This is a genomic window from Thalassobacillus devorans, from assembly GCF_900176565.1.
GTDB lineage: Bacteria > Bacillota > Bacilli > Bacillales > Halobacillaceae > Thalassobacillus > Thalassobacillus devorans_A.
Genome location: NZ_FXEH01000001.1, coordinates 38114 through 50372 on the forward strand (window position 1 = coordinate 38114; position 12259 = coordinate 50372).

14 protein-coding genes and 2 rRNA genes are annotated in these 12259 nt (G+C 43.1%); 1 reads left to right on the forward strand and 15 read right to left on the reverse strand.

What is annotated here, in order from left to right:
• Positions 1-25: 25 nt before the first annotated feature.
• Together B9Y67_RS00200 and metG are read right to left on the reverse strand one after the other, a co-directional pair.
• Positions 26-796 carry a TatD family hydrolase gene (locus B9Y67_RS00200; RefSeq protein WP_085504833.1) on the reverse strand — a complete coding sequence of 257 codons (771 nt, stop codon included), beginning with the start codon at positions 794-796 and terminating at the stop codon, positions 26-28.
• A 305-nt stretch (positions 797-1101) separates the two neighbouring features.
• Positions 1102-3051 (reverse strand): methionine--tRNA ligase, encoded by a 1950-nt coding sequence (gene metG, locus B9Y67_RS00205; protein WP_085504834.1) that lies wholly within the window; start codon positions 3049-3051, stop codon positions 1102-1104.
• A gap of 510 nt (positions 3052-3561) precedes the next feature.
• On the opposite strand from metG, the gene B9Y67_RS00210 reads away from it, so the two are divergent.
• On the forward strand, positions 3562-3837 hold the full coding sequence (locus B9Y67_RS00210; protein ID WP_062438421.1) for an AbrB/MazE/SpoVT family DNA-binding domain-containing protein: 276 nt from the start codon (positions 3562-3564) through the stop codon (positions 3835-3837).
• Between the two features lie 102 nt (positions 3838-3939).
• Here the strand turns inward: B9Y67_RS00210 and rsmI are convergent, their stop codons facing one another.
• From rsmI to B9Y67_RS20850, 13 genes are all read right to left on the reverse strand, one after another.
• On the reverse strand, positions 3940-4812 hold the full coding sequence (gene rsmI / locus B9Y67_RS00215) for a 16S rRNA (cytidine(1402)-2'-O)-methyltransferase (RefSeq protein WP_085504835.1): 873 nt from the start codon (positions 4810-4812) through the stop codon (positions 3940-3942).
• Positions 4813-5076, reverse strand: coding sequence for a GIY-YIG nuclease family protein (locus B9Y67_RS00220; RefSeq protein ID WP_085504836.1), 264 nt, complete (start codon positions 5074-5076; stop codon positions 4813-4815). It lies immediately after the preceding gene.
• The gene (locus B9Y67_RS00225) at positions 5066-5809 is read right to left on the reverse strand and encodes a tRNA1(Val) (adenine(37)-N6)-methyltransferase (RefSeq protein ID WP_085504837.1); all 744 of its coding nucleotides are present in this window, start codon (positions 5807-5809) and stop codon (positions 5066-5068) included. Before B9Y67_RS00225 ends, B9Y67_RS00220 begins: the two co-directional genes overlap by 11 nt.
• A gap of 86 nt (positions 5810-5895) precedes the next feature.
• Positions 5896-6249: a DNA replication initiation control protein YabA gene (yabA, locus tag B9Y67_RS00230; protein ID WP_139823686.1), complete on the reverse strand. Its 354-nt coding sequence runs from the start codon at positions 6247-6249 to the stop codon at positions 5896-5898.
• A gap of 16 nt (positions 6250-6265) precedes the next feature.
• Positions 6266-7093, reverse strand: a complete 828-nt coding sequence (locus B9Y67_RS00235) for a PSP1 domain-containing protein (RefSeq protein ID WP_085504839.1) — start codon at positions 7091-7093, stop codon at positions 6266-6268.
• A 6-nt stretch (positions 7094-7099) separates the two neighbouring features.
• Entirely contained in the window at positions 7100-8086 is a 987-nt protein-coding gene (holB, locus tag B9Y67_RS00240) for a DNA polymerase III subunit delta' (RefSeq protein ID WP_085504840.1), read from the reverse strand.
• A 13-nt stretch (positions 8087-8099) separates the two neighbouring features.
• Complete coding sequence (locus B9Y67_RS00245) at positions 8100-8540, reverse strand: YaaR family protein (protein ID WP_085504841.1); 441 nt, start codon at positions 8538-8540, stop codon at positions 8100-8102.
• 20 nt (positions 8541-8560) lie between these two features.
• Positions 8561-8890 carry a cyclic-di-AMP receptor gene (locus B9Y67_RS00250; protein ID WP_085504842.1) on the reverse strand — a complete coding sequence of 110 codons (330 nt, stop codon included), beginning with the start codon at positions 8888-8890 and terminating at the stop codon, positions 8561-8563.
• Between the two features lie 43 nt (positions 8891-8933).
• Complete coding sequence (gene tmk, locus B9Y67_RS00255) at positions 8934-9578, reverse strand: dTMP kinase (RefSeq protein ID WP_085504843.1); 645 nt, start codon at positions 9576-9578, stop codon at positions 8934-8936.
• Positions 9579-9595: 17 nt separating this feature from the next.
• Positions 9596-11023, reverse strand: coding sequence for an aminotransferase class I/II-fold pyridoxal phosphate-dependent enzyme (locus B9Y67_RS00260; RefSeq protein WP_085504844.1), 1428 nt, complete (start codon positions 11021-11023; stop codon positions 9596-9598).
• Positions 11024-11621: 598 nt separating this feature from the next.
• A complete protein-coding gene (locus B9Y67_RS00265; protein ID WP_254901653.1) occupies positions 11622-11804 on the reverse strand; it encodes a sigma factor G inhibitor Gin in 183 nt (60 codons plus the stop codon).
• A gap of 137 nt (positions 11805-11941) precedes the next feature.
• Positions 11942-12055, reverse strand: a 5S ribosomal RNA gene (gene rrf / locus B9Y67_RS00270).
• Positions 12056-12133: 78 nt separating this feature from the next.
• A 23S ribosomal RNA gene (locus tag B9Y67_RS20850) occupies positions 12134-12259 on the reverse strand; the annotation flags it as partial.

The window sequence follows — 12259 nt, forward strand, 5'->3', positions numbered from 1 at the left end:
GGAAAAAATCACCTTTTTTATTCTTTTATTGGGGAATGTTGAAGAATTTAAGGGCATTTCTAGTCGTTTTTTCGCTCACTTCTTCCAATGAAACGCCTTTCAAATCAGCAATTTGCTCTGCCACTAATTTAACATAAGCCGGCTCGTTTCGTTTGCCGCGATTAGGATGGGGAGCCAAAAATGGACAGTCGGTCTCTACCAGCAAGTGGTCAAGCTCAATCGCTTCTGCCACTTCTTTTGGCCGTTTAGCATTTTTGAAGGTGACTGGTCCCCCGAGGGAAATCATAAAATTCATTTTCACGCATTCTTCCGCAATCTCTACAGAACCGCTGTAGCAATGCATGATGCCTCCTACTTCTTCGGCTTTTTCTTCTTTTAAAATATCCACGATATCCTGGGTCGCTTCCCGGTTATGGATAATGATCGGCATGTTCACTTTTTTGGCTAAGTGTATTTGTTTGCGAAACACTTCTTTTTGGACATCAGCAGGGGATTTATCCCAGTGATAATCAAGACCCATTTCCCCTAAGGCAACTACTTTCGGGTGGGAAGACAGTTCCTCCAGCCAGTCAAGGTCAGTATCTTCCATGTCAATAGCATCCACGGGATGCCAGCCGACAGCAGCATATATATTATCATGGGACTCTGCGATTTCAATCGCTAATGGAATGGTCTGTCGGTCGAATCCCACGACAACCATATATTTTACTCCTTCATCTTTTGCCCGTTGGATGACTTCCTCACGATCTTCCTTAAATTGTTCTGCATTCAAATGGACATGTGTATCAAACAACATCATTCCAACCACCTTTCAAAATTAAACTTTTTATAGTTATGACTCTGTTAAAACCCCGTTTCGAGATAGTTGGGTCCGTTACCATGAAAGTCGCTGAGGCCCCGCAGAGGAGACTCAGCACACGCCCACGGAAAGCGAATCGTTTCCCGGAGCCCCTAACCCCCAAATAAATATCTCGAAATCAAGTCTTCGCCTTTTCGGCCCTCTAGTGGAATAAGACTCTTATGGTAAATCAAAATAAACGTTTTTAACAGAGGTTATTATAAGCAAAGGGAAAGCCATTATTAGCTTTCCCTTTTGTCCAATTATTTAACTTTCGCGCCATTTTCCAAGGTCTGGTCGATAGATGCTAAGGCAAGCTTGCCGCTCTCATCTTCACCAGCTAAAATCATTCCCTGGGAAAGTTCGCCGCGAAGTTTGACGGGCTTCAGGTTTGTCACACATATCACTTTCTTCCCGATCAGCTCTTCCGGCGTATAATGTTCTGCAATCCCTGATACGACCTGGCGCTTTTCATTGCCAAGATCTAATTGAATTCTTAGCAGTTTATCTGCTTTTTTTATCTTGTCCACCTGCGTTACTTCCGCTACACGGAAATCCAGTTTCATGAAGTCGTCAATCGTAACTTCTTCTGACTGTTCTTCCTTCTTCGGCTCTGGTTTTGCTGCAGTTTTTTTCATCATGTCTTTGATTGCTTGAATTTCAACCTCAGCGTCCAGGCGAGGGAAGATAGGATTTTCTTTTTGAACCTTGGTCCCTTCAGGAAGCATCCCGATTTGTTCCAGGCTGTCCCATTGCTTCAACTCTTCCTGTTCTACTCCAAGCTGCTTGAAAATTTTCTCCGGAGTCTGGGTCAGAAATGGCTGCAGCATGACAGCGATATGACGCAAGGATTCGGCCAAGTGGGCCATGACATTGCCAAGGCGTTCTTTCTTGCTTTCGTCCTTCGCCAATACCCACGGCTGTGTCTCATCAATATATTTGTTAGTGCGGCTGACAAAAGTCCAAAGCTGGGAAAGAGCTACCGAAAATTCCATATTTTCCAGGTTCTCTTCTACTTGTGCTTTTGTTTCTTTCGCCAGTTGCTCCAGGTTTTCGTCATGCTGATCTTCACCAGCCTTAAATGCAGGAATCTCGCCGCCAAAGTACTTACTGATCATCGCCACTGTACGATTCAACAAGTTTCCTAAATCATTGGCAAGGTCATAATTGGTACGTTCGACGAACCCTTCCGGCGTAAATACTCCATCAGAGCCGAAGGGCACTTCACGAAGTAAGTAATAACGAAGAGCATCGAGTCCATAACGGTCAATCAGTTTCACCGGATCGACGACATTTCCTTTTGATTTGGACATTTTTCCGTCTTTCATCAGAATCCAGCCGTGAGCGAAGACTTTCTTCGGGAGAGGCAAGTCCAAAGCCATCAGCATAATTGGCCAGTAAATCGTATGGAATCGTACGATCTCTTTTCCGACAAGATGGACATCCGCCGGCCAATATTGTTGATACCGTTCATCTTTGTCCGTGCCATAACCCAGCGCAGTGATGTAATTGCTGAGTGCATCAATCCACACATAAATAACGTGCTTGGCGTTACCTGGGACTTGTACACCCCAGTCGAAGGTGGTACGAGAAACAGCCAGATCTTCCAATCCTGGCTTGATAAAGTTATTGATCATTTCATTTTTACGGCTTTCCGGCTGGATGAACTCCGGATTTTCTTCATAGAAAGCAAGCAGCTGGTCGACATACTTGCTCATCTTGAAGAAATAGGATTCTTCTTTTACCTTTTCCACCGGCCCTCCACAGTCAGGGCATTTGCCATTATCCAGCTGACGCTCTGTGAAGAAGGATTCACAAGGCGTGCAATACCAGCCTTCATACTGATCCAGGTAGATATCTCCCTTTTCAAGCAAGTGGGAGAAAATCTTTTCGACAATATTTTTATGACGGTCCTGTGTCGTACGGATAAAATCATCATAGGAAATATCAAGCTTTTCCCATAGATCCTTGATCCCACTTACGATATCATCTACGTAGGCTTGAGGCGTGACATCTTGCTCTTTCGCTTTACGCTGGATTTTTTGACCGTGCTCATCCGTTCCAGTCAAATACATCACATCAAACCCTCGTAAACGTTTATACCTAGCCATCGCATCTCCCGCTACGGTAGTGTAAGCATGACCGATATGGAGATTGCCGCTTGGATAGTAGATTGGTGTTGTAATATAGAATGTATTCTTTTCTTTTGGCATCCTTTTCCCTCCTCAGACTATATTCGAAAGGCTAGCGTCTAGCCTTTATTGAATAACTTTCCGTATCTCCTTATTGTATCGATTTATATAGAGGATTTCCATTCCTAACATCAAAATATACCGTAGAAACCTATGAAATTCAAAAAATGAGCCAGGAACAGAGATAGAATATTGGGTGCTGATCAAAGTATTTTTATATTTTTTGTCGAAACACCCCCATATACTGACAGAAATTTGTCGAATGGTATGGTCGGAATCCCTGGTAAAGGAATTCAATAAATTGTAATAAATTATCAAAAATGTTACATAATTGAATCTTGAAAAACCAGTAAAATCCCAATATGGATACTTATTTCTTCAATAACACACTACATCTAGTAGCTTTAACGAGTTAATGTGTTGGGACAATTGGAAAAATTAAGAATTGACATAGCTGGCAAAGGTTGGTATTATGACCTTAGACAGATGTCGAAATCTGGCGAAAATTTTTGATTGAGGGGAGAAACAAAAATGAAATCTACTGGTATTGTAAGAAAAGTTGATGAACTTGGACGCGTGGTTATTCCGATTGAGCTTCGTCGCACATTAGGAATCAACGAAAAAGACGCATTGGAAATCTATGTGGATGATGATCGGATTGTATTGAAAAAATATAAGCCGAACATGACATGCCACGTTACTGGTGAGGTATCTGAGGACAACCTTTCCCTGGCAAATGGCAAATTGGTACTCAGCCGCGAAGGTGCTAGCAAATTGATGAAAGAAATCGAGGATAGCATTAAATAAGGCAAACAGACAAAGAGACAGAGATAAAATAAAAAAAGCACTGACTGAAACGACTGGCAGTCAGTGCTTTTTTATATTCTATGACGGATGAATGGGAACATGCTATTCTTCTACATGGTACGCTTGATACACCTCACGTTTTGGAAGTTTACGGTCATTTGCAGCTTGCTTGATCGCCTGTTTGCTCGACATGCCTTCTTTCTCGATGTAGTGCTCAACATGATCGAGAACCGATAAACTGCTCCACCATAACTCATCCTCTAGTATCTCCGCTTTATTTCCTTCCACTACAATACAAAACTCTCCACGAAGTTCACTTGTTTCCGCCCACTCGATCGCTTCATCCATATCTCCACGAATGTATTCTTCATAGCGCTTCGTCAGCTCCCTCGATATAGCGACTTTCCGGTTTCCTAACACATTCTGTATCGCTTTTAATGTTTCTTTCAAACGATGCGGGGATTCATAAAATACAAGTGTGGATCGGAAGGACTTGATGTCCTCCAATTCTTGTTCCCGATCCTTTTTTTTGCGCGGCAAAAACCCATAGTAATGAAACTTTTCCGTTTCCAGGCCTGATCCTATTAAAGCGCATAGAGCTGCGTTCGGTCCGGGAAGGACAACCACCGGAATATTGCTGGCGATAGCGGATTGGATCAGTTCATAACCAGGATCAGATATTCCCGGCATTCCAGCATCACTGACGACAGCGAGATCCTCTCCGTTTTCCAGCATCTCGATCAACTGATTTTCACGGGTGTGCTTGTTATGTTCATGGTAACTTACTAAAGGCGTATGAATGTCAAAGTGACTCAATAACTTTTTTGTGTTTCGCGTATCTTCGGCAGCTATTTTAACAGCATCCTGTAACGTTCGGACAGCCCGGAAGGTCATATCTTCGAGGTTCCCGATTGGTGTTGGCACAATATAAAGTGTGCCATAATCAGATGCAGCAAAACTTTTTTGTATTTCCATTCAGTCTCCCTCACTCTTTAAAGCAATCAATGCTTCTTTTTTAGTCCTGCTCAACCGTTTAATTTGAAATTCCTTGCGCATAGCTGCTGTTTTCGTTTCGAAGCTTTCCCAGTACACCAGTTCAAATGGTCCACGCCCTCTGGTGTACTTTGCACCTTTACCACTTTCATGTTTAGCGAGACGCTGTTCTAAATTATTGGTATAGCCCGTATAGAAGGAACCATCGTTGCATTTCAGTATATATACATAATGGCTATTTTCCATAAAGGATGTTCCTTAACTCGTCCGTATATTCACCCTCATCCGTAAAGGCATAAAGCGGCGGGAGGATTTTCAAATCTGCATTCCCGTCCCTGATTCCTTCCACCAGCAGAATATTAGCTTCTTTTCCCATTTTCGGATACACGAGTCGGAGCCGTTTCGGTTCGATTTTATACTTTCGAAACAGCGTCAATATATCTGCCATCCTGCCCGGTCTGTGTACCATGGATACCTTGCCTCCAGAGCGGACAAGCCTGCTGCACGATTGTACCACCTCTTCAAGGGAACAGTATATTTCATGTCGGGCAATCGTCAAATAATCATTTAAGTTCTGCTCTTTTTTTCTCGGGGTAGGAAAATAAGGAGGATTGACGGTCACCAAATCGAATTTTCTATTGCCGTATCGTGCGGGCATATCCTTCAAATCACCATGGATGATTTCCAGTTGACCCTCCAACTGGTTCAGTTCGACATTGCGTACCGCCATATCATATAACCGTTCTTGAATTTCAACCCCTGTTATTTGAACTTGCGAGCGACGAGACAGAAGCAGGGGAATGACGCCATTCCCTGTACACAAATCAATGATTTTCCCCCGCTTGACCGGGACATAGGTGAAGTCAGCAAGCAAGACCGCATCAAGGGAAAATGCAAAAGCGCTAGGACTTTGGATGATTTGCATCGTCTCATCCGCTAACAAATCATCTATTCGTTCATCATCTTTCAATACAACCATCTGTTTTCCAGCTACCTTTCTTACTCATTTCTATTATCTTATAAAAAGAAAGCCTCTCCTTACGGGAAGGAAAGGCGGTGTTCCGTTTATTTTTTCTTGTTCAGGAACGATAGACAGAACAAACAATCTTCATCTCTTGGACTGCCAAAATGTAAGTTGCAAATATGAAAGCCTTCTTCATATAACCGGGCAAGGTTGTCATAACCTTCCCCCACATATGAATCCTTGGAAGTGGTTTTTCCTTTTGATGCTTGTTGCCGGGCAGGCACTTCTGTCTCCCTATCCAGCCGCTTCCTTAAGTGGTGGTTTTCCAGGGATAAGTGTTGGTTTTCCTCTAAAAGATGTGCCAACTGGGTTTTTAAATCACCTAATTGCTGATATAGTTCTCCAATTTGTGATTCTAAATGGGATACTTGCTCGAAAATTTCTTTCTTGTTCACGCTTCCTTCCACCCCGTCATTCTGTGGCTTGGGTTGAAACGGCTCCTTCATCAATTAAATCCTGCAACGTATATTCAAGTGTACGTTCGAGCTCAGGGAATTCAATTTGAACAAGTCGTTCCAGCATATTGATTCCTACGACTTTTCCTTTACCCATAGAAGTGGTAATCCGCTGACCAAGATCAGGAAGTTCACGTTTGGCTGCTTCATAGTCATCGTTCTCATACTTTAAGCAGCACATCAAACGTCCACATAGTCCTGAAATTTTCGCCGGGTTCAGCGAGAGGTTCTGATCCTTGGCCATTTTAATGGAAACTGGTTCAAAATCACCAAGGAATGTGGAGCAGCATAACATTCTTCCGCACGGGCCGATGCCGCCGAGCAGCTTCGCTTCATCCCGTACTCCGATTTGGCGAAGTTCAATTCTGGTTTTGAATACAGATGCCAAATCTTTAACAAGTGTCCGGAAGTCTACCCGCCCATCGGCAGTAAAATAAAAAATCACCTTATTGCGATCAAATGTATATTCCACATCAACAAGCTTCATATCAAGCTTGTGGTCTTTAATCTTTTCTTCGCAGACAGCGAAAGCTTCTTTTGCATTTTCTTTATTCTCGGTCACCGTCAATTTATCTTTTTCATCTGCGATCCGGATGACCTTTTTTAAAGGCAATACAATGTCTTCTTCGTCTACCTGCCGGTTGGCAATGACCACTTTCCCGAATTCGATCCCACGGACCGTTTCTACGATTACGTAATCATCCGTAGACATCTGGATGTTCCTTGGGTCAAAATAATATATTTTACCCGCTTGCTTAAAGCGGACGCCTATCACTTCGATCAATTATGATCACCTCTTCAAGTGAAGTGTAAGTTGTTCCATCACAAGTGTTGGATGGACATTCTGATTTATCTTCCGCTTCGCCTCAAGGATAGATGATAAGCCTCTGACTGCGTTTTGACGAGTCAAGGTCATAGACATTTGTTCCATTCTATCTCTTTCTTGCTGGTAAATGATGGCCTCTTCCCGTTCCAACTCATGATTGATCATGTCCTTGTACCAGAACATCAATAAGTCCAAACCGCGTTGAAGCTGCTCTCTTTCCTTAAAATGAGGCATCCACTGATGATTGATAAATAAAAGCGCTTCATTTGGTTTATTGTTCAGCACTTCTATTAATTGTATCACTAATTTTCGTGCATTAGCAAACCAATCATCCGCTTGAATTTCGAGTGCTTCCGACAAATTATTCGTCATTTGCGAAAGCAGCTTTGCGTTTGATTCACTTACACCTTCACCGGTCAGTTTCTCCTCGATACCTTGAGAATTGAGCGGCTGAAAAGCCATCAATTGGCACCTGGAACGAATCGTATCCAGAATAGCATGACTGTTTTCAGTCAGTAGCATGGCTGTTGTCTGCTTACTGGGTTCCTCCAGAAACTTGAGCAGCCGGTTTGCAGCATTGACCGTCATTTTGTCCGCACTTTCGACAATATAGACTTTTTGATTCGATTCCAGGCCCGTATAGGTGAATTCTTTTTGGAGGTGAAGTATTTGATCTTTTTTTATCGACTGCCCATCCGGCTTGATCCAATGGATATCCGGATGGTTTCCTGACTGAATTCTTTTGCAGGCATTGCATTGGTGGCATGGTTCTGCCCCATCACGATTGGGACAAAATATTGCTTTTGCGAATAATAGGCTTATCTCCCGTTTCCCTGTTCCTTGAGAACCCTGGAAGAGATAGGCGTGTGATATACGATTTTTAGTAAAGCTGTTGATCAGCATTTTACTGACTAGGGGTTGGATTTGTTTCATATCTTCCCATGTATGCATTACGATTCCGCCCTTAAGTATACAAATTGATTAATAAACCTTTGACCTCACCAACTATCCCTAAAATATCAATCGACCTTTTCTCCTGATCCATTACAGCGTTTGTCAGCTCGGTCAATTTTTCATCAATCGCTTCGATGGTAGTAAGCTTTCGGGCTTGTCCATCCATACTCCAGCTGTGGGAATGTCTCGTAGTCATGCCGGACTCCACTGTTTCCTGGAGAAAGCTTTTGATCATCCGCTTATATTTAGCCAGGTCCCGGAAAGAACGATGGCGGGCTACACGTTCACCCTGTGCACTGATACCCCCTAATAATTTATGGAGTTCCTGCTCCTTCAATTTATGGTTATGGGATTGAACTAGCGCATCGAATTCTTTCCGGCCTTTTCCATTAGTCGTAGAGGGTTTCTGTGCGGCGTCTATCTGCGCGCGAATTTCCTGACTGATTTTCACGTTCTATAAACCCCTTTACACTAAAATTGGAAATAGGATTCTACTGGCAAGATAAAAACAGTGGCACCACCAACTTCTACCTTGACCGGTTTTGGAATGTAGGAGTCAGCATTTCCTCCCATTGGAGAAATAGGTGCAACCATCTGTTCACGCTGACTACAATTATCTTTGATGATTTCTAATGCTTCATCGACATTTTCATCATTACAACCGATCATTAATGTGGTATTTCCTGCTTTCAGGAATCCGCCTGTAGTAGCTAATTTAGTCGATTGGAAATTACGCTCTGCTAAAGCGTCCGTCAAACGACTACTATCCTTATCCTGAATAACAGCAATGATCATTTTCATAACATTGCAGCCTCCCGTTTCCTTTTTTATATTATATCAAATATCAGCTGTCACGATTACTATTTACTAAATATGGCTGCAGCTCTCGCAGAACTTCTTTTTGAACACCCTCTAATGATTGTGAGGCATCAATAACATGTATACGCTCAGGAAATTTTTTTATCAGCTTCTGATATGCCTCATAGACTTGATGATGAAAATCCAGCTTTTCCATGTCGAGCCGATTTTGCTCCCTGCCTTTATTAGCAGCAATCCTTTTCAGACCATCCTCCGGCTTGATATCAAAAAATAAAGTAATATCCGGCATGCGGTTTTCGATCGCAAACTGATTGATTTGGAACACTTCATCCATGCCAAGGCCACGCGCATAGCCTTGATAAGCCAAACTGCTGTCGACAAATCGGTCGCAAAGGACGACCTTCCCTTCCTTAAGTGCAGGCAGCACTTTCTCGACAAGGTGCTGTCTGCGTGCAGCGGCATATAACAAGGCTTCTGTACGCCCATCCATGGCAGTATGAGCCGGATCTAAAATAATATGACGAATTTTTTCTGCTATCTCGATGCCGCCAGGCTCTCTGGTTGCTAGTACATCATAACCCTTATTGTTTAATTCTTCTGCAACAGTTTTAAGCACAGAAGTTTTCCCTGCGCCCTCACCGCCTTCAAACGTTATAAATAATCCTTCCACAATCATTCTCCTCAGATCTATTTAAAGGTGACCATTCCTTCTTTAATATCATCATTATGAAAACGGGTACCCTGGTCAATTAACTGCACTATTTGTTCTACATGTTTCTTTGTGATTGTTTCCCCTTTTACCAGCAATGGGACGCCAGGAGGATATGGCACGATCGGCTGTGCCGCCACCTTCCCTACTGCCTCCTGCCATGGGGTGAATACGCTTTGCATCTTTTTCATTTTTTCATAAGAAAAAGCCAGTTCCTGAATCTTTTCCGTATACAGATTGACCGCCTTTATTGTAGCATGCTTTCGTGTTGTTTTTAATTGTTCGTTCACGTTAGAAATCGAGTTTTTAAGGCGGCGTACATCAATGTAGTCCCCTAGTCCTGTTATGAGCAAAAGCTGGTCGGGAAGTGCCAGTTCCGGAAATACGCCTGCATCCTCCAATAGAGTTGCTAATTGAAGGCCAGTCCATCCTCTGTCTGCCTGCAGAGTGACTTTAAGAGGGTCATCACACCTACTACCTGGTAATACGGTCCACCCCTCTCCTTCAGCAAAAATTTCTCTGATTTTCGCTGCATGCTGAATAGCCCTCCCAACCATTTCTTCGGTGGTATTAGCTAGAAAATGCCGGGCTAAGTCCAGGCTCGCCATGAGAGGATAAGAAGGACTGCTCGATTGGAAAACTTGAAGAAAATAACGAAGTCTCTCCATATCAATACGATCCCCGTTTGCATGGAGCATTGAAGCCATGGTCATGGCAGGTGCCATTTTATGCGCAGACTGGACGACGAGATCTGCTCCTGCTTCTAAAGCTGAGGAAGGAAAGGGACGGCCTAAGTGAAAATGGATTCCATGAGCCTCATCTACCAGAACAGGGACTTCATGATGATGGGTTGTCTTGATAATCTCTTCAATCTCATAAGTACGGCCAAAGTAGTCGGGGTAAGTCAGTACAAGGCCTTTCGCTTCTGGAAAACGAACCAGTGCTTCTTCTACGGTCTCTACCTCTATTTTGCTGTATCTTGCTGATTGTTCCTCATAGCTGGGCGCCAAAAAGACGGGCTGAGCTCCTGCCAGTTCTAAACCATGCAGAATGGATTTGTGGCAATTCCGCTGGACAATTATCTTATCTCCCGCCTGGCATATCGTTAGAAGCATCGCCAGGTTTCCAGCAGTGCTTCCATTGATTAGAAAGTAGGATGACTCACTGTTAAAATAATCAGCAGCTAATGCTTGTGCCTCTTGTATCGGACCGTGTGCATCATGTAAATCATCCATACCGGTAATCTCCGTAGCATCCATCTGAAGAAAAGATTGAAACTCATCCATGCCTCGGCTTGAAAATATTTTTCCATTTTTATGCCCTGGTACATGGTAGGAGTCAAGTGCGCGATTTTTATAATCTACCAGCGTATCGTAAAGTGGCGTTTTGGTTTGGTCTAAAGACATAAAAGGCTTCCCCTTTTTAGTTACAATGAAAATCTCCTTCATCTTATCTAACTAACCGAATGATTACAAGCACAGACGCTGGTAAGGCGTTTTTTTATAAAACGCTTATTCAACTATAGGGCCGAAAAGTCGAAGACTTGATTTCAAATATATCAAGGGTCTTATCCATAAAAGTGTCAGGGGCGGCTGGGGAACTGGAGTCTCGCAGTTTCCCAACCACCCCATCCGAAGGATGGGAGAAAAGAACCCCCTATTATAGATGAGACTGCCTTCTAAGTAGTTCTCCCTTTGGTTGAAGGACTGCATAACGATGTTTCCATTTCTCCCTTAAACGCAAGGAGGTCCGGGAAATTGCGAGACTCCAGTGGGATGAACATGAGCGGTGAGATCCCGCAAGGCGAAGCCTGAGGAAGCTCACCACATGCCCACGGAAAGCGAGTGATTTCCCGGACCTCCAAACCGTTACTACCGTAACGGAAACAACATATCTTAAAACTGAGTCTTCAGCAATTGGGAGCTTTACTGGAAATGCAACATTGAGATTTAAACAGAGCCTAAAGAAAAAAAGACCTTCGCCTGGACTGCGAAGATCTTCATCTTAAGAATGAATTTTTGATGGCACTATATTTTTCAACTTATTAATATAAAAAGAATATCTAGCATCTCCAGGTTCTGTTTCTATGATTTCTTTCTCACAACTCTCACAAACAAATAATTGATAGATATGAATGCCCTCTGTCGTGTTACGCTCACATATGCCACAGCGATTGATTGATTTCAATCCTATCACCTCCATGGCTTTAGTATGGACCAATCTATCATCTCTTATACTATTTTTTTGTGTATTTTAACGTGCACGTACAATGCTAGATACAAAATAAACCCGGAAGCTTTGGAAAACTTCCGGGTTTTTCAATTGCCTAGCGGCGTCCTACTCTCACGGGGATAAACCCGACTACCATCGGCGCTGGAGAGCTTAACTGCTGTGTTCGGCATGGGAACAGGTGTGACCTCTCCGCTATCGCCACTAGACCTTGACTATTTAATTGAGGTAAACCCTCAAAACTAGATAAGCAACATTCAACCACGAACATCTTTCACGAAATTAGGTTAGTTAAGTCCTCGATCGATTAGTATCCGTCAGCTCCACGTGTCACCACGCTTCCACCTCGGACCTATCTACCTCATCGTCTCTGAGGGATCTTACTCACTCGAAGTGATGGGAAATCTCATCTA

Bases quoted from the DNA above. Each gene is read 5' to 3' on its own strand.
- holB (WP_085504840.1), bottom strand. From the start codon at position 8,086: ATGCATACATGGGAAGATATGAAACAAATCCAACCCCTAGTCAGTAAA.
- rsmI (WP_085504835.1), bottom strand. From the start codon at position 4,812: ATGGAAATACAAAAAAGTTTTGCTGCATCTGATTATGGCACACTTTAT.
- B9Y67_RS00260 (WP_085504844.1), bottom strand. From the start codon at position 11,023: ATGTCTTTAGACCAAACCAAAACGCCACTTTACGATACGCTGGTAGAT.
- B9Y67_RS00225 (WP_085504837.1), bottom strand. From the start codon at position 5,809: ATGGTTGTATTGAAAGATGATGAACGAATAGATGATTTGTTAGCGGAT.
- B9Y67_RS00220 (WP_085504836.1), bottom strand. From the start codon at position 5,076: ATGGAAAATAGCCATTATGTATATATACTGAAATGCAACGATGGTTCC.
- B9Y67_RS00210 (WP_062438421.1), top strand. From the start codon at position 3,562: ATGAAATCTACTGGTATTGTAAGAAAAGTTGATGAACTTGGACGCGTG.
- metG (WP_085504834.1), bottom strand. From the start codon at position 3,051: ATGCCAAAAGAAAAGAATACATTCTATATTACAACACCAATCTACTAT.
- B9Y67_RS00250 (WP_085504842.1), bottom strand. From the start codon at position 8,890: ATGAAAATGATCATTGCTGTTATTCAGGATAAGGATAGTAGTCGTTTG.
- B9Y67_RS00200 (WP_085504833.1), bottom strand. From the start codon at position 796: ATGTTGTTTGATACACATGTCCATTTGAATGCAGAACAATTTAAGGAA.